Origin of the sequence: Campylobacter sp., assembly GCF_020024835.1 — a bacterium.
Lineage (GTDB): Bacteria > Campylobacterota > Campylobacteria > Campylobacterales > Campylobacteraceae > Campylobacter_D.
This window is the reverse complement of sequence record NZ_JAHHTD010000006.1, coordinates 1-16,716: the sequence shown is the minus strand read 5'-3', so window position 1 is coordinate 16,716 and position 16,716 is coordinate 1. Positions and strand designations below refer to the sequence as shown.

The following is a 16,716-nucleotide window of genomic DNA, read 5'->3' as shown; positions in this document are numbered from 1 at the left end:
ATAGTATGTTAGATTTAGCAATTATTGGTGGTGGTCCTGCTGGTCTTAGTGCAGGATTATATGCTACAAGAGGTGGCTTAAAGAACGTTACAATGTTTGAAAAAGGTATGCCAGGTGGCCAGATTACTTCAAGTTCTGAAATAGAAAATTATCCAGGTATTGCTCAAGTTTTAGATGGAATTTCTTTTATGGCACCTTGGAATGAACAATGTATGCGTTTTGGATTAAAACACGAAATGGTAGGGGTAGAGCAAGTTCGAAAAAATGATGATGGAAGTTTTAGCATTAAGCTTGAAGGTGGAAAAAATGAGCTAGCTAAAGCAGTAATTGTTTGCACTGGTTCTACACCGCGTCGTGCAGGATTTAAAGGTGAAGATGAATTTTTTGGCAAAGGTGTTAGTACTTGTGCTACATGCGATGGATTTTTTTATAAAAATAAAGAAGTTGCAGTTCTTGGAGGGGGCGATACCGCTTTAGAGGAAGCTCTTTATCTTGCAAATATTTGTTCAAAAGTTTATCTCATTCACAGAAGAAATGAATTTAGAGCAGCTCCTTCAACAATAGAAAAGGTAAAAAATCACGAAAAAATAGAATTAATTACTAATGCGATTGTTGATGAAGTTTGTGGTGATAATATGGGTGTTAATAAAATAAAAATAGGTATTAATGATGGCACTAAAAGAGAACTTGATATACCTGGAATTTTTACTTTTGTTGGTTTGAATGTGAGAAATGAAATTTTAAAACAAGACGATGGTAAATTTTTATGTAATATGGAAGAAAGCGGCCAAGTTAGTGTTGATCTTAGAATGCAAACAAATGTTGCAGGATTATTTGCAGCAGGAGATTTAAGAAAAGATGCACCTAAGCAGGTAATTTGTGCAGCAGGAGATGGTGCAGTTGCTGCGTTGAGTGCTTTATCATATATAGAGAATCTACATTAAAAATTTATTAATTTTATAAATCCTTTATCTTTGAAGATAAAGGATAAATCATAAAAGCTTTTATCTGATTTTAATATTAAATTTAAGAAGTATTTAAATATCTAAAATTAAAACATTAACAAAGTGCGATTTAAATTATTTTTAATTATTAAATAAATTGAAAGTATGTTAAAAAATTTAATTATAGTGAAATTGTGTTTAAATTTGTTAGTTGCTTTTAATCAAATAAACGCTACAATAATTTCAAATTTTGAAAGGTTTATTTGATGATTAACGTTGGAATCCATGGAAGCAAAGGGCGTATGGGAAAGCAGATTGATCTTTGTTTGCAAGAATGTATAGATGCTAAATCTAGTGCATTTTTTGATCAAGGTTCAGATTATGAAGATTTTTTTAAAAAAAGTGATGTGATTATTGATTTTTCAACTCCCCAAGGATGTGAAAATTTAATTTTATACGCTAGAAGCAATCCAAAACCTTTAGTTATTGGTACCACAGGTTTAAATTCAAAACAATATGAACTTTTACAAAGTGCGAGTATTACTATGCCTATACTTTATGCTACTAATATGTCTTTAGGCATAGCGGTTTTAAAAAAACTTTCATTTTTAGCTAGTGAAATTTTGCGTGATTTTGATATAGAAATAGTAGAAATGCACCATAATAAGAAAAAAGATGCTCCAAGTGGAACAGCTATGACTTTAGGAGAATGTGTAGCAAAGGCTAGAAATTTAAATTTAGATCAAGTTAGAGTAAGCGGAAGAGATGGATTAATAGGTGCTAGAAGTAAAGATGAGATAGCGATTATGAGTTTAAGGGGTGGTGATATTGTAGGTTCTCATCGAGTGGGATTTTATAATGAGGGGGAATTTATAGAATTAAATCATAGTGCAACTTCAAGGGCAACTTTTGCTATGGGTGCAATATGTTGTGCAAAATGGATTGTAACTCAAGATAATGGTTTGTATGATATTAATGATTGTTTAGGAATTTAAAATGTGTGCAGTTGTTGGAATTATAAACTCAAAAAATGCTAGCACGCTTGCTTATTATGCTTTGTTTGCTATGCAACATCGTGGGCAAGAAGCAAGTGGTATTAGTGTGAGTGATAGTCAAAATATAAAAACACATAAAGCAAAAGGAGAAGTTGGACAAATTTTTAATAGTCAGATTTTATCCCAATTACAAGGAAGTATAGCTATAGGACATAATCGCTATTCAACAGCTGGTCATTCTTCATTGCAAGATGCACAACCAGTAACAGCAACGTGTTCTTTAGGAGATATTTCTTTAGTGCATAATGGAAATTTAATTAATAAAGAAGAGATTAGAAAAAAACTTATAGATAATGGAGCTATTTTTCATTCTAATATGGATACAGAAAATGTAATCCATTTAATAGCTAAAAGTAAGCAAAAATATTTAAAAGATAGATTTATAGAAGCATTAAAATATTCTAAAGGAGCATATTGTTTTATGCTTGCAAGTAAAGATCAACTTTTTGTTGTAAGAGATCCTTATGGAGTAAGACCTTTATCTTTGGGTAGATTAAAAGATGGAGGATTTATTGTAGCAAGCGAGACTTGTGCTTTTGACTTAATAGAGGCTGAATTTATTCGTGATATTATACCTGGTGAGATGATTATTTTTACACAAGGAAAAGATGAATTTGAGAGTATTCAAATATTTGATGATATTGAGCCTAGAATTTGTGCTTTTGAGTATATTTATTTTGCAAGACCTGATAGTATAGTAGAGGGTAAAAGTGTTTATGAAGTGCGTAAAAAAATGGGTGAAACATTGGCAAAGAAATTTAACGAAAAAGTTGATTTTGTAATACCTGTGCCAGATAGCGGAGTTAGTGCAGCAATAGGGTTTTCACAATATCTTAATATACCTCTTGAAATGGCTATAGTGCGAAATCATTATGTGGGGAGAACTTTTATAGAACCAACTCAAGAATTAAGAAATTTGAAAGTAAAATTAAAATTAAATCCTATGAAAAAAGTTTTGCAAGATAAAGATATTGTTGTTATTGATGATAGTATTGTAAGAGGAACAACATCTAAAAAAGTTATTTCACTTCTAAGACAAGCTGGAGCTAGAAAGATTCATTTGGCTATTGCGTGCCCTGAAATCAAGTTTCCTGATACATATGGTATAGATACACCGACTTTTAAAGAATTAATTTCAGCTAATAAAAATATAGAAGAAGTTAGAGCATATACTGGTGCTGATAGTTTGATTTTTCTTGATATAAATGAGCTTGCTGAAAGCATAGGAAGCGAGAGGAAATATTCTTTGATTAGTTTTGATGGAGATTATTTTATAAAATAATCCTAATGACATTTTAATTGTTTAAATACTTTGTAACTTTGAAAATGTGGAGGTAGAGCAACTTCAAAATAAAAGTCTTTGTAGGTATTACCTAAGAGATTTGTTGCTATTTTTATACTATAAGTAGTATATCTTATTTCTTTATTTGCTTTTTTTATGCTATCAAAATTATTTTGATTAAAAATTTCTCCATTTATTTCATATTTTTTACTATCATCAATGATTCTAAGATTTAACAAACATTCTGAAATTTTAAAATTAGTATCATTAGTAATTCTTCCTTTGATAATAATACTTTCTGTAGATAATCTTCTGTAAGTAGAGAAGTTACTTAAGCTTGCTTTTTTTGTATATTGTTCTATTACTAATAACAAAGAAATTGTTAAAATTGAAGCTAGAATAAAACTAAGTAAGCAAAAAATTAACATATTTTTTTTATTTTGTATTTTTAAATAGATTAAAACCCAAGTTAATATTGTTGAAACCAGCATAACAAAAATAATTAATATATGAAAAATTGTAAAATATCCCATTAAAAACACTTTGAATTAATTTTTATATCAAAATCTTGATTTTCTTTAAAATCGGAAAAATTAGTTCTAAGGTTTATAGTTTGTTTAGGTTTTATTATTTTTTTTAGCATAATTGATTTACTACGTAAAGGTTTTATAGTGTAGATTATTTTTTGTAAAAAATTTAATTCTTCTTGTTTTTTTAGTATATTGATATTTATTTTACAAAAATTAAAATTATTTTTAGAGGTGTTTGTTAGGCTATATTCTACACTTAAAGAATTATCATAAGTAAAGTGTTTAAAATGTTCAACTTCTGTAATTCTTGAACGAATTTGTGTATCTATTATGTAATATCCCAAATAAGCCATAGATATTGAGCACAAAATTCCTAAAATTATTACACAAAAGGCAAAATTACCTTTATGTCTAATAATTAAAGCTACAATTAAAGTGGCAACAAAAAAAAATATAACTACTATAATTAATAAAAAATCTATTATGTGCAAATGAGTTGTAAAGAAAAATATTTGCTCTCGTATATGCTGTGCATTCATTGCCACTCTTTAAATTTAATTATTTATAGAAGAGGTTTGTTTTATATCTTTACTATCTAACCATATATTTGGCACAGCTCCACCAGGTGTTAAGAAAATTTTGGCATCTTTATTTGCTTTTAAAGCTTCGTTGAATTGTTTTTGAGTTTCAATTTGCTTTAAACTAAGCAAGGGATTATTTAAGCTTTTTGCGATTTCTTTATTAGAGTATGCTTGTGCGTCAGCTTCTATTTTTGCGGCACTAGCACGCCCTTTTGCACTAATTATAGTTGCATTTGCTTCACCTTCAGCCAAAGCAGCTTTTTTTAAAGCTTCTTGATTAGCTTTTTCAACTTCATATTTTGTCCTTTCAGCCTCTTGCTTTGCAATTTGGACTCTTTCAATTTGTTCTTTTACTTTGCTAGGTAAAATGATTTCTCTAAGTTGAACAGCTTGAAGTTCTGCAGGTTCATTAGGCTGATTTTCTATGGTTTTTCTAATACCTTGATCAATTTGAATTGCTATGGTATTTCTATTAGTTGGAAGTTCTTCAGCTGTATATTGACCTACTACATTTCTAACTACATCTCTAACTACAGGATCAATGATTTTATTTTCCCAATTTAATCCCCAAGTAGCAATAGTCTGAGGGACTTGTAGTGGATTTAGTCTATATTGAACGGTTACATCAATAGATACAGGCAATCCTCTTGAATCTAGCACAGAGATACTATTTTTATTTATTACACCTGAACCCATTTGTAAATTTTCATTAATCCCTTCAACTGAAGCATAATTGATTTGTCTTACTCTAGTGTCTATTATAGTGATTTTTTGCAAAACAGGCATAAAAAAATGTAAGCCTGGCTCTAAAGGAGTGGGATTGTATTTTCCTGTCGTAGATTTTATTCCCATTTCTCCAGAATTTATGACTGCAAATGGTTTAAAAAGTGCAAAAATTAGAATGATTGCAGTAGCAGTATAAATAAGTGATGAAAATTTACCAAATCCTTTAAAATTAAAATCTGGAGTTTTAAAATTTAGATTTTGTTTGTTATTTTGATTGTTTTTTTTATTAAAATAATCATTTAAATCAGCTGGCATTTAATTCCTTTAAATATAAGTTAGCATAGAAGCGTATTTTTCGTTTCGCCCATATACTATATCAAAATACGCATTTTGAAGCTTTTTAGTAAGCTCGCCTCTTGTTCCATTTCCTATAATTCTTCCATCTATGTTATTAATCGGAGTAATTTCTGCTGCAGTGCCTGTAAAAAATGCTTCATCTGCAACATACACTTCATCTCTTGAAATTCTTTTTCGTATAACACTTAATCCTAAATCATGAGCTATTTTTAAAACCGTATCTTGTGTTATACTTTTTAAAGAAAAATCATTAGGCGGAGTGATAAGCTTATTGTCTTTAATCATAAAAAAACACTCACCAGTTCCTTCTGCTATAAAACCTTCTTCATCTAACATCAAAGCTTCTTCATAACCTGCGTCAATAGCTTCAAATTTAGCCATTTGTGAATTCAAATAATTTGCACTAGCTTTTGCTTTTCCAAGACTTGATTTTACGCTGTTTCTAGCAAAAGAAGAAATTTTTACTTTAATACCTTTTTCTAAACCTTCTTCGCCTAAATATGCACCCCATTCCCACGCAACTATGGCTACTCGAACAGGTGCTTTAGCGTGATATACCCCCATTACTCCATCGCCTAAGAATATTAATGGACGCAAATAAGTATTTTTTTTAAAATCATTAACTCTTAAAAGCTCAATTTGTGCATTTTCAAGTTCGCTTTGTGTGAAAGAGGGTGTGATCAAAGTTATTTTAGCAGACTCTAAAAGCCTTTTAGTGTGTTCTTTTAACCTAAAAATTGCTAAACCATTTTGTGTTTTATAAGCTCTTGTTCCTTCAAATACCGCGTTACCATAGTGTAAAGAATGTGTTAAAACATGAATTTTTGCATCATCAAAATTGATAATTTTTCCATCCATCCAAATTTTTTTTGCCCAAATCATAAATTAAACCTTTTTTAAATAAGATTAATTTTATCAAAAATATACTAATAATTGCTAGAATATAGTAAAATTAATACAAAAATTATTAAGGATAATCAGTGCCAATTATTAATATAAAGCTTGCTAAGCCGGAGTTTAGTGTTAAAGAAAAAGAAGAATTAGTTTTAGATATAACAAAACTTTTACATGAAAAATATAAAAAGCCAAAACAAAATATAGTAGTAATTTTAGAAGATATTGAGCCTTTTAATATAGCATTTGGTGGTGAAAGTGTAGAGAAATTAAGATTGAAAGATAAAAAATGAAGGAATTGCAAATTGGCGATAGAGCACCTTGGTTTGAGCTTTTAAATCCAGATGGTATAAAAATTTCTTTAAAAGATTTTATAGGTAAAAAAGTGATTTTGTATTTTTATCCTAAAGACAATACGCCAGGATGCACTTTAGAAGCATGTGATTTTACAAAATTTTATGATGAATTTTTATCTAAAAATGTTGTAATTATAGGTATTAGCCCTGATAGCACTAAATCTCACGAAAATTTTATACAAAAATATAATCTTAAGCATATTTTATTGAGTGATTGTGAAAAAGAGGTGTCTAAAGCATATGGAGTGTGGGGATTGAAAAAAAATTATGGTAAAGTGTATGAAGGGTTGATAAGATCTACTTTTGTGCTTGATGAAAATGGAATAATAAAAAATATTTATAAAAATGTTAAAACAAAAGATCATGCTTTAAGAGTTTTAAACGAATTATGCTAGTGCATATTTGTTGTAGTGTTGATAGCCATTATTTTATACAAGAATTAAGTAAATTTTATCCTGAAGAAAAAATTATTGGTTTTTTTTATGATCCAAATATTCATCCTTATAGCGAATATGAGCTTAGATATTTAGATGTAAAAAGAAGTTGTAATAAGTTGGGTGTTAAGTTATATAAAGGTGAGTATGAATATGAAAAGTGGCTTGATAATGTTAAAGGTTATGAAGATGAGCCAGAAAAAGGTGCAAGATGTCAAGTGTGTTTTGACTTTAGAATTCAAAAGAGTGTGAAATTTGCTAAAAAGATAGGAGAAACAAAAATAACAACTACTCTTTTAACTTCTCCTAAAAAAAAGTTAGAGCAACTAAAACAAGCATTACAAAAAGAATGTAATCGGTTTGGTATTGAATTTATAGCTCCTGATTTTAGAAAAAATGGAGGAACGCAAAGACAATTTGCTCTTGCAAAAGAAAATATGCTTTATCATCAAAATTATTGTGGATGTATTTATGCTTTATCAAAACAAAAGCAGTATAAGACTTTTATTGATGAATTTATATCTCCTATAAATAAGCAGATTTTACCTGCTAGTATAGAAGAAAAAATTAAATTTTATAAGAAAGTAAAATCTTTAGAAGATAAAAATATTTCCTTTAATATTCAAAGAGAAAAATTTCTTAATTATCGTCTATTAAGTGCTTTGATTAAACAAAATAAACAAGCTATTAAAGCATATATTTTATTTTATTCTCATTTTAAGAATATCTATACTAAATTTCATATTGAGCAAGAAAAACTCCACGTTTATAAAAGTGTCAAAGATGAGATTAATCTTTGGGATTTTGAATATTTTAATTCTTTATGCAAAAGTAAATTTAAAAATTTTAATGAGTTAATTGCCCACCCTTTAACCATAGCACAAGAAATTAAGATTCGTCAAAAGCAATTTGACGCTTATGATCTTTCACCTATTGTCATTATAGAAAATTTAAAAAATACCTCGTATGAATTTATTGTAAAAAGTGAGATTTATTTTGATAGTAGAGAAAAGATTGTAAAGTTGTAAATTTAGCGATTTATTAATATTTTTTTTGTAAAATCTTGGATTTAGATGTTATGTGAAGGTTGGATTTATGATTGATGTAATGCAGATTCAAAAGATATTACCACATAGATATCCTTTTTTATTAGTGGATAAAATTGTTGAGCTTAAAGTCAAAGAAGTTGTAAAGGGCTATAAAAATATCAGTATTAGCGATAATGTTTTTATGGGCCATTTTCCAGATCATCCTATATACCCTGGAGTTTTAATTTTAGAAGGTATGGCTCAAACAGGAGGTGTGTTGGCTTTTGAAAGTATGAATGATAAAGTGGATCCTAGTTCTAAAGTGGTGTATTTTACAGGTATTGATAACGCAAAATTTAGAAATCCAGTGCGTCCAGGTGATAGGCTTGATTATGAAATGAGTGTGGTTAAAAATCGTGGAAATATGTGGATTTTTCAAGGTAAGGCTTTTGTGAGTGATCAACTAGTTGCAGAAGCTGAACTTAAAGCTATGATAGTAGATAAATGATGAGTAAAATTCATCTAAGTGCAGTTATAGAAGATGGTGCTATTATAGAAGAGAATGTTACTATAGAAGCTTATGCTTATGTAGGATCTAAAGCTCATATAAAAGCTAATAGCACGATAAAGCAAGGTGCAAGAATTCTATCTAATGTAACAATTGGAGAAAATTCTAAAGTTTTTTCTTATGCTATAGTAGGAGATATACCTCAAGATGTTTCTTATGAGGACAAGATACAATCAGGTGTTATTATAGGTAATAATGCTGTTATTAGAGAATTTGTAACTATAAATTCAGGCACAGCTAAAGGAGATGGTTATACTAGAATAGGCGATAATGCCTTTATAATGGCTTATTCTCATATAGCTCATGATTGTTTGCTTGGAGATAATGTTATTTTGGCTAATAATGCTACTTTAGCAGGTCATGTAGAGCTTGGTGATTACACTGTTGTTGGAGGACTTACGCCTATTCATCAATTTGTAAAAGTAGGTGAAGGGTGTATGATTGCAGGTGCTAGTGCATTATCTCAAGATGTAGTTCCTTTTTGTTTGGCTGAAGGTAATCGTGCTTGTATTAAAAGCTTGAATTTGGTAGGTCTTAGAAGACGTTTTAACAAAGATGAAGTTGATATTTTAAATCGAGCTTTTAAATTTTTGTTTAGACAAGGAAATTTAAGGGAAAATGCTTTGGCATTGTTGGGAAATACTGAAAGTGAAAATGTAAAAAAAATGTGTAATTTTATACTAGAAACAAAAAGAGGAATTCCTATTTGTAAGGAAAGAAATTATGGTTAAAAGATGTAGTTTTTGTAATGAGATAGAAACGAGTGATAGAAGAATTTTAGTAAATGATTACAATAGTGCTTTTATCTGTGAATATTGTGCAGAGAGTGCTTGTAATATTTTTTTTGGAGAAGAAAAGAAGATAAAACATCAAGAGGCTGATGGTGCGTATTTTCAAAATATTTCTCCTAAAGAATTAAAATCATATCTTGATAAATATGTTATTGGACAAGATAGGGCTAAAAAAATTTTTAGTGTGGGAGTTTATAATCATTACAAAAGATTATTTAAGTCAAATTTAGAAGATGATGATACAGAGTTAGCAAAATCAAATATTTTGCTTGTTGGACCAACAGGAAGCGGTAAAACCTTACTTGCTCAAACTTTAGCAAGATTTTTAGATGTGCCTATAGCAATTTGTGATGCTACTTCTTTAACTGAAGCAGGTTATGTTGGTGAAGATGTGGAAAATATTCTTACACGTCTTTTGCAAGCTGCTGATGGAGATGTGCAAAGAGCACAAAAAGGTATTATTTTTATAGATGAAATTGATAAAATTGCTAGAATGGGAGAGAATCGTTCTATTACTAGAGATGTTAGTGGAGAAGGCGTTCAGCAAGCATTGCTTAAAATTATCGAAGGATCGGTAGTTAATATCCCTCCTAAGGGCGGTAGAAAACATCCAAATCAAGATTTTATACAAATGGATACGACTAATATTTTATTTGTTTGCGGTGGTGCTTTTGATGGTATAAGTGATATTATTAAGAGAAAATTAGGCGATAATGTTATGGGATTTTTTAATGAAAAAGAAAATAAAAAAGAGGTTTTGTTTCAAAAATTAGAACCCGATGATTTAGTGCATTTTGGACTTATCCCTGAGCTCATAGGGAGATTGCACGTTTTAGCTTCATTAGAAGAACTTGATGAGGAGAGTATGGTCCGTATTTTAACAGAGCCTAAAAATGCTATTGTTAAGCAATATCAAAAGCTTTTTGCGATTGATAATGTGGAATTAAAATTTGAAGAAGATGCTTTAAGAGAGATTGCAAGATTATCGCTTGAAAGAAAAACTGGTGCAAGAGGCTTAAGAAGTATTATTGAGGAATTAATGATAGATTTAATGTTTGAATTACCAGAGTATAGTGGTTATACTATAATTATAACAGGGGAAGTTATTAAAGAAGGTGCTAAACCTTTATTTGTTAAAAATAAAAAAGTTAAGGGATAAAAATGATTTTAGATCAAGTAATTGGTTTTTTTTCTAGTGATATGGGGATTGATTTAGGAACAGCAAATACTTTAGTTTTAGTAAAAGATAAAGGTATTGTAATTGATGAACCTTCTGTTGTGGCAGTTGAACGTGAAAGATATGGTAGAGTTAAAATTTTAGCCGTTGGTAAAGAAGCAAAAGAAATGGTTGGAAAGACTCCTGGAAATATTGAAGCTATACGTCCTATGAAAGATGGAGTTATAGCTGATTTTGATATGACTGAAAAAATGATACGTTATTTTATAGAAAAGACTCATAGAAGAAAATCTTTTTTAAGACCTAGAATTATTATTTCTGTCCCTTATGGTTTGACTCAAGTTGAAAGAAAAGCAGTTAGAGAAAGTGCTTTGAGTGCTGGAGCAAGAGAAGTATTTTTAATAGAAGAGCCAATGGCCGCTGCTATAGGTGCAAATTTACCAATCCGTGAGCCTCAAGGGAGTTTGGTTGTAGATATTGGTGGTGGGACTACTGAAATTGGAGTTATTTCATTGGGCGGACTTGTGATATCAAAATCAATTCGCACAGCGGGCGATAAGCTTGATACTAGTATAGTAAATTATGTAAAAGAAAAATATAACCTTGTAATAGGTGAAAGAACAGGAGAAGAAATTAAGATATCAATAGGTTCAGCAGTGCAACTTTCAAAAGAACTTTCTATGGTGGTTAAGGGTCGTGATCAAGTTACTGGTTTATTAAATAGAATAGAGCTTACGAGTGAAGATGTTAGAGAAGCTATGAGAGAATATTTAAAAGAAATTGCTGATGCATTAAAAATAGTTCTTGAAATGATGCCACCTGATTTAGCAGCTGATATTGTTGAAAATGGTGTTGTGCTTACAGGCGGAGGAGCCTTAATACGAGGACTTGATAAATATCTTTCTGACGTAGTTAGACTTCCAGTTTATGTAGCTGATGAACCTTTGCTAGCTGTTGCAAAAGGCACTGGAAAAGCTTTAGAAGAAATTTCTTTATTACATCAATTAACCAATGAAGAGTAAAATTTTTAGTGTTCTTGTTTTATCTTTTTTAGTTTTTATTTCGTTTTATTATGGAGATATAATAAAGCGAAATGTTTTAAATTTAAATACAATAATACTTGAGTATTTTTCTCAAAGTCTTACTTTTGTAAAACATAAATTCGATGAACACTTCAATCAAGCTCAAGAAATTAGAAAACTGCGAGAAAGAAATTTGGAGCTTGAAAAAAATAATATTTATATGAAAAACTTTTCTAATGAGCTAAACAATATTTTGAGTGATAAAAATTCAAGTTTTTATTATCCTAATGTGAGTTTAGTAAAAGCTATTTCTTATGTTCAAATTAGTGATTATTATAAAGTATGGCTTGATATTTTAGATTATAAAGGTAAAGTTAGAGGTCTTATATATAATGGTTATACAGCAGGGATTGTAGTAGAGAAGAATGGTCGAGCAATGGGTCTTTTGCAGGGTGATGAAGAATGTGTATTTTCTGTTTATATTGGTAAAAATCAAACTCCAGGGGTAGCTTATGGAAAAAACGATTATGTATTAGTTAAATATATTCCTAAGTGGCTTGAAATTCAAATAAATGATGAAGTATATGCTAGTGGATTAGATGAGATATTTTTTTCAGGCATACCAGTAGGAAAAATATTTAAGGTAGAAGAAGAGGGAGCTTATAAGAATGCTTATGTAAAACCTTATGTTCATACAAAAATTCCAAGTTATTTTTATATGGTAGAAAATTAATATTTCTCCTTTTTGTTTTAATAAATTTCAACTTTTAAAAAACTTTGATTTGTTATAATTTTGTCCAAAAATTATCTTAGGAAAATTTATGCCAAAAAGAACAGATATAAAAAACATACTTCTAATAGGCAGCGGACCTATTATCATAGGACAAGCTTGCGAATTTGATTATTCTGGAACACAAGCAGCTAAAACTTTAAAAGAGCTAGGATATAGAGTAATTTTGATTAATTCTAATCCTGCGACTATAATGACAGATCCTGAATTTGCTGATGCAACTTATATAGAACCAATTACCAAAGAAAGTATTTTAAACATAATTAAAAAAGAAAAAATTGATGCTATATTGCCAACTATGGGTGGTCAAGTGGCATTAAATGTGGCAATGGAAGTTTATGAAAGTGGCCAATTAAAGGATATTAAATTCTTAGGAGCCAATCCAGAAGCTATCAAAAAAGGTGAAGATAGACAAATTTTTAAAGAATGTATGAATAAAATTGGTATGGATTTACCAAAATCTATATATGCATATAATTATGATGAAGCTTTAAAAGCTGTTGATATTATAGGTTTTCCTTTGATGATTAGGGCGTCTTTTACCTTAGGTGGTGCAGGTAGTGGTGTAGTTTATAATATGGATGAATTTAAAGAACTTGCAAATACAGCTTTAGCATTAAGTCCAATTCATGAAATTTTAATAGAAGAAAGTTTGCTTGGATGGAAAGAGTATGAAATGGAGGTCATACGCGATAAGAATGATAATTGTATTATTGTGTGTTCTGTAGAAAATGTTGATCCTATGGGTGTGCATACTGGAGATAGTGTTACTATAGCTCCAGCCTTAACACTTACTGATAAAGAATATCAAGTTATGCGTAATGCTTCTTTTGCTATTTTAAGAGAAATTGGTGTTGATACGGGTGGATCTAATATACAATTTGCTGTAAATCCGCAAAATGGTAGAATGATAGTCATAGAAATGAATCCACGTGTTTCAAGATCTAGTGCTTTAGCTAGTAAGGCTACAGGATATCCTATAGCAAAGATTGCAACACTTTTAGCAGTTGGGTTTAGTTTAGATGAAATTAAAAACGATATTACTGGAACTCCTGCTTCTTTTGAACCTGCAATTGATTATATAGTAACTAAAATTCCTCGTTTTACTTTTGAAAAATTTCCAGGAGCTAATACTGAACTTGGCACAGCTATGAAAAGTGTTGGTGAAGTAATGGCAATAGGTAGGACTTTTAAAGAGAGCATACAGAAAGCTTTGTGTTCTCTTGAAAGAAATTTAAGTGGTTTTGATGTAATACATTGTGATAAAAATGAACTTATGACGAAGATACGTTATGCTAATGAAAAACGATTGCTTTATATTGCACAGGCATTTAGAGAGGGCTTTGGCATTCAAGAGCTTTATGAGCTGTGTAAAATTGATATGTGGTTTTTAAGTCAAATAAAAGAAATTGTTGATTTTGAAGAAATGATAGATATGGATATTTTAAATAATAAGCATCTATTAAGAAAAGCAAAAAAATTAGGTTTTTCAGATAAAAAAATAGCTAATTTAGTAAATCAAAAAGATAATTTAGAATTAAGCCAAAATGATATCTACTATGCAAGAATGAAGCAAAAAATTATCGCTCAATATAGTGAAGTAGATACTTGTGCTGGTGAATTTAAAGCATTGACTCCTTATTTGTATTCTAGTATTAATGCTAGTGAATTAACTCAAAATAAAGAAAGTAAAGACAAGAAAGAAAAAAAGGTGATGATTATAGGTGGAGGACCTAATCGTATAGGACAAGGGATTGAATTTGATTATGCTTGTGTGCATGCTTCATTTGCTTTAAGGGATATGGGTATAAAGACCATAATGTATAATTGTAATCCTGAAACGGTCTCAACAGATTATGATATAAGTGATATTTTGTATTTTGAACCTATTGATTTTGAACATTTAAGGGCAGTCATTGATAAAGAAAAACCTGATGGAGTTATTGTGCATTTTGGTGGTCAAACTCCGCTTAAATTTGCCAAACGTTTAAGTGTTATGGGTGCTAAGATTATAGGGACTAGTGCTCGAGTGATAGATCTAGCTGAAGATAGAAAAAAATTTGCCAAATTTATAGACAATTTAGGAATCAATCAGCCAAGAAATGGCACTGCAATTAGCGTAGAAGAGGCGATAATTAAAGCAAATGAAATAGGTTATCCTGTTCTTGTTAGGCCAAGTTATGTTTTAGGTGGGCGTGCTATGCGAGTAGTATATGATGAAGATGAACTTAAAATTTATATGCAAGAGGCAGTAGATGTTAGTGATAAAAGCCCTGTTTTAATAGATCAATTTTTAGATAATGCGACCGAACTTGATGTAGATGCTATTTGTGATGGTAAAGATGTATATGTAGCTGGAATTATGGAACATATCGAAGAAGCAGGGATTCATTCAGGTGATAGTGCGTGCTCATTACCTGCTTTAAATATCGATGAAAGTATGCTTGAATTAATCGAGCAAAAAACTAAAGATATAGCTTTAAATTTAGGAGTTATAGGACTTTTAAATATACAATTTGCAATTTATGAAAATAAACTTTATATGATAGAAGTAAATCCAAGAGCAAGTAGAACGGTGCCTTTTGTGAGCAAAGCAACAGGAATTCCTTTAGCTAAAGTAGCAACGCGTGTAATGTGGCAGGGGAATTTAAAAGAAAGTTTAAAATTTTATGATACTTTTAATGTAGTTGAAGAAAATAGTGGAATTTTAAGAGCTAAGAAGGCAAATCATATTAGTGTCAAAGCAGTAGTTTTTCCTTTTGCAAAACTTAATGGTAGCGATCTTGATCTTGGCCCTGAAATGCGTTCAACAGGTGAGGTAATGGGGATAAGTAAAAATTTTGAAAATTCGTATGCAAAAAGTCAGCTTGCTTCGTCAAATTTTTTACCAAAAAGTGGAAATGTATTCTTATCTTTAAGAGAAAAAGATAAAAAATATGCTGTAGATTTAGCTAGTAAATACATTAAACTTGGTTTTAAGATTATAGCAACTAGTGGAACTTATAAAATTTTACAAGAAGCAAAGATAGAATGTGAATTTATTCATAAAATTTCAGAAGGTCGTCCAAATGTTGAAGATAAGATCAAAAATGCTGAAATTCATTTAGCTATTAATACAAGTGATGAGCATAGTTTTAAAGGTGATACTAAAAAAATTAGAGCAAATATTTTACGCTTTAAAACTCCATATTTTACAAATTTAAGAGCAGCTTATGCAGGTGTAAAAGCTATACAAGCTATGCAGGATAAAAGTTATTTAGAAATTAAAAGCTTACAAGAATATTTGAGAGGATAAATGAATCAGAGTATCCAAACTCATTTAGATAGAAATACTACTATAAATTTAGGAAGTTTTTATACTCCAAGATTTATAGTTGAAAAAGTATATGATATTTTAGAAAAATATATAAAATTAGATGATTATATTTTTTTAGATAGTTCTTGTGGATATGGGGATTTTTTTATAAAAAACTTAAAATATATAGGTTGCGATATTGATGAAATGGCGTTGAGAAAAGTTAGAAATGCTAAAATAATACATTCTAATTCTTTATTAAATACAAGTAGAAAAAAATTTAACATAGGTGATGATGAAAAACTTATTATAATAGGTAATCCACCTTATAATGATAAAACTTCAATTATTCGTTCAAATATAAAAAAAGAACTTTTTTTATGTGATAGATCTTTATACTATAGAGATTTAGGAATTTCTTTTTTAAGATCATATGAGGTTATAAATCCTGAATTTATTTGTATTTTACATCCTTTATCATATTTGATAAAAAAGACAAATTTTCAGGCTTTGAGTAAATTTAAAGATAATTATAAATTGATCGATAGTTTAATTATATCATCAGAAATTTTTACACCTAAATCAAATACTTTTTTTCCTATTATTATTGCACTTTATAAAAAAGATAAATATGGTATGAATTATGAGTATATTAAAAATTATACTTTTAAAACTATAGAGGGAAACGATTTTTCTTTAGATAATTATGATAGTATCGCTAATTATGTTAATAAATATCCAAATCATAATGATCCAAGAGAAGCGGCTGCTTATTTTCATACATTAAGAGACATAAATGCTCTAAAGCGAAATCAAACATTTATGTTAAGTAAAAATTCTAATTCTGTTAAAGTTTTTAAGGATAATTTAAAATATTATATTTATA

Annotated in this window: 17 protein-coding genes; 13 read left to right on the top strand and 4 right to left on the bottom strand. The window is 29.4% G+C overall.

Features of this window, described 5'->3' with window-relative positions; translation table 11 throughout:
* The first annotated feature begins 5 nt into the window (after positions 1-5).
* The 3 genes from trxB (at position 6) to purF (ending at position 3,281) form a co-directional block, all read left to right on the top strand.
* Positions 6-944 (top strand): thioredoxin-disulfide reductase, encoded by a 939-nt coding sequence (gene trxB, locus QZ429_RS02100; protein ID WP_291950347.1) that lies wholly within the window; start codon positions 6-8, stop codon positions 942-944.
* A gap of 266 nt (positions 945-1,210) precedes the next feature.
* The gene (gene dapB, locus QZ429_RS02095; protein ID WP_291950344.1) at positions 1,211-1,939 is read left to right on the top strand and encodes a 4-hydroxy-tetrahydrodipicolinate reductase; all 729 of its coding nucleotides are present in this window, start codon (positions 1,211-1,213) and stop codon (positions 1,937-1,939) included.
* Position 1,940: 1 nt separating this feature from the next.
* Positions 1,941-3,281 (top strand): amidophosphoribosyltransferase, encoded by a 1,341-nt coding sequence (gene purF, locus QZ429_RS02090; RefSeq protein ID WP_291950341.1) that lies wholly within the window; start codon positions 1,941-1,943, stop codon positions 3,279-3,281.
* Positions 3,282-3,283: 2 nt separating this feature from the next.
* Here purF and QZ429_RS02085 read toward each other — a convergent pair whose 3' ends face one another.
* The 4 genes from QZ429_RS02085 to ilvE are packed head-to-tail and all read right to left on the bottom strand — an operon-like array spanning position 3,284 to position 6,357.
* Entirely contained in the window at positions 3,284-3,814 is a 531-nt protein-coding gene (locus QZ429_RS02085; RefSeq protein WP_291950338.1) for a DUF2393 family protein, read from the bottom strand.
* Positions 3,814-4,350 (bottom strand): DUF2393 family protein, encoded by a 537-nt coding sequence (locus QZ429_RS02080; RefSeq protein WP_291950335.1) that lies wholly within the window; start codon positions 4,348-4,350, stop codon positions 3,814-3,816. The genes QZ429_RS02085 and QZ429_RS02080 overlap by 1 nt, the downstream gene beginning before the upstream one ends.
* Before the next feature lie 15 nt (positions 4,351-4,365).
* Positions 4,366-5,433, bottom strand: coding sequence for an SPFH domain-containing protein (locus tag QZ429_RS02075; protein ID WP_291950332.1), 1,068 nt, complete (start codon positions 5,431-5,433; stop codon positions 4,366-4,368).
* A 9-nt stretch (positions 5,434-5,442) separates the two neighbouring features.
* Positions 5,443-6,357 carry a branched-chain-amino-acid transaminase gene (gene ilvE / locus QZ429_RS02070; protein ID WP_291950329.1) on the bottom strand — a complete coding sequence of 305 codons (915 nt, stop codon included), beginning with the start codon at positions 6,355-6,357 and terminating at the stop codon, positions 5,443-5,445.
* Positions 6,358-6,455: 98 nt separating this feature from the next.
* On the opposite strand from ilvE, the gene QZ429_RS02065 reads away from it, so the two are divergent.
* From QZ429_RS02065 to QZ429_RS02020, 10 genes are all read left to right on the top strand, one after another.
* Positions 6,456-6,662 (top strand): 4-oxalocrotonate tautomerase family protein, encoded by a 207-nt coding sequence (locus tag QZ429_RS02065; RefSeq protein ID WP_291950328.1) that lies wholly within the window; start codon positions 6,456-6,458, stop codon positions 6,660-6,662.
* Positions 6,659-7,120: a thioredoxin-dependent thiol peroxidase gene (gene bcp / locus QZ429_RS02060; protein ID WP_291950325.1), complete on the top strand. Its 462-nt coding sequence runs from the start codon at positions 6,659-6,661 to the stop codon at positions 7,118-7,120. The genes QZ429_RS02065 and bcp overlap by 4 nt, the downstream gene beginning before the upstream one ends.
* Positions 7,114-8,187: an epoxyqueuosine reductase QueH gene (locus tag QZ429_RS02055; RefSeq protein ID WP_291950323.1), complete on the top strand. Its 1,074-nt coding sequence runs from the start codon at positions 7,114-7,116 to the stop codon at positions 8,185-8,187. The genes bcp and QZ429_RS02055 overlap by 7 nt, the downstream gene beginning before the upstream one ends.
* A gap of 67 nt (positions 8,188-8,254) precedes the next feature.
* On the top strand, positions 8,255-8,695 hold the full coding sequence (gene fabZ / locus QZ429_RS02050) for a 3-hydroxyacyl-ACP dehydratase FabZ (protein ID WP_291950321.1): 441 nt from the start codon (positions 8,255-8,257) through the stop codon (positions 8,693-8,695).
* Entirely contained in the window at positions 8,695-9,486 is a 792-nt protein-coding gene (lpxA, locus tag QZ429_RS02045; protein WP_291950478.1) for an acyl-ACP--UDP-N-acetylglucosamine O-acyltransferase, read from the top strand. The genes fabZ and lpxA overlap by 1 nt, the downstream gene beginning before the upstream one ends.
* Positions 9,479-10,705 carry an ATP-dependent Clp protease ATP-binding subunit ClpX gene (clpX, locus tag QZ429_RS02040; RefSeq protein ID WP_291950319.1) on the top strand — a complete coding sequence of 409 codons (1,227 nt, stop codon included), beginning with the start codon at positions 9,479-9,481 and terminating at the stop codon, positions 10,703-10,705. Before lpxA ends, clpX begins: the two co-directional genes overlap by 8 nt.
* A 2-nt stretch (positions 10,706-10,707) precedes the next feature.
* Positions 10,708-11,745, top strand: a complete 1,038-nt coding sequence (locus QZ429_RS02035) for a rod shape-determining protein (protein WP_291950317.1) — start codon at positions 10,708-10,710, stop codon at positions 11,743-11,745.
* A complete protein-coding gene (gene mreC, locus QZ429_RS02030) occupies positions 11,735-12,478 on the top strand; it encodes a rod shape-determining protein MreC (RefSeq protein ID WP_291950315.1) in 744 nt (247 codons plus the stop codon). Before QZ429_RS02035 ends, mreC begins: the two co-directional genes overlap by 11 nt.
* Positions 12,479-12,566: 88 nt before the next feature.
* Positions 12,567-15,830: a carbamoyl-phosphate synthase large subunit gene (carB, locus tag QZ429_RS02025; RefSeq protein ID WP_291950313.1), complete on the top strand. Its 3,264-nt coding sequence runs from the start codon at positions 12,567-12,569 to the stop codon at positions 15,828-15,830.
* On the top strand, positions 15,831-16,716 hold an 886-nt coding region (locus tag QZ429_RS02020), incomplete at its 3' end, for an SAM-dependent methyltransferase (RefSeq protein ID WP_291950311.1). It abuts the gene before it with no gap.

Bases quoted from the DNA above. Each gene is read 5' to 3' on its own strand.
- QZ429_RS02055 (WP_291950323.1), top strand. From the start codon at position 7,114: ATGCTAGTGCATATTTGTTGTAGTGTTGATAGCCATTATTTTATACAA.
- trxB (WP_291950347.1), top strand. From the start codon at position 6: ATGTTAGATTTAGCAATTATTGGTGGTGGTCCTGCTGGTCTTAGTGCA.
- clpX (WP_291950319.1), top strand. From the start codon at position 9,479: ATGGTTAAAAGATGTAGTTTTTGTAATGAGATAGAAACGAGTGATAGA.
- mreC (WP_291950315.1), top strand. From the start codon at position 11,735: ATGAAGAGTAAAATTTTTAGTGTTCTTGTTTTATCTTTTTTAGTTTTT.
- lpxA (WP_291950478.1), top strand. From the start codon at position 8,695: ATGAGTAAAATTCATCTAAGTGCAGTTATAGAAGATGGTGCTATTATA.
- fabZ (WP_291950321.1), top strand. From the start codon at position 8,255: ATGATTGATGTAATGCAGATTCAAAAGATATTACCACATAGATATCCT.
- QZ429_RS02080 (WP_291950335.1), bottom strand. From the start codon at position 4,350: ATGAATGCACAGCATATACGAGAGCAAATATTTTTCTTTACAACTCAT.
- dapB (WP_291950344.1), top strand. From the start codon at position 1,211: ATGATTAACGTTGGAATCCATGGAAGCAAAGGGCGTATGGGAAAGCAG.
- bcp (WP_291950325.1), top strand. From the start codon at position 6,659: ATGAAGGAATTGCAAATTGGCGATAGAGCACCTTGGTTTGAGCTTTTA.
- QZ429_RS02035 (WP_291950317.1), top strand. From the start codon at position 10,708: ATGATTTTAGATCAAGTAATTGGTTTTTTTTCTAGTGATATGGGGATT.
- QZ429_RS02085 (WP_291950338.1), bottom strand. From the start codon at position 3,814: ATGGGATATTTTACAATTTTTCATATATTAATTATTTTTGTTATGCTG.
- QZ429_RS02075 (WP_291950332.1), bottom strand. From the start codon at position 5,433: ATGCCAGCTGATTTAAATGATTATTTTAATAAAAAAAACAATCAAAAT.
- purF (WP_291950341.1), top strand. From the start codon at position 1,941: ATGTGTGCAGTTGTTGGAATTATAAACTCAAAAAATGCTAGCACGCTT.
- carB (WP_291950313.1), top strand. From the start codon at position 12,567: ATGCCAAAAAGAACAGATATAAAAAACATACTTCTAATAGGCAGCGGA.
- ilvE (WP_291950329.1), bottom strand. From the start codon at position 6,357: ATGATTTGGGCAAAAAAAATTTGGATGGATGGAAAAATTATCAATTTT.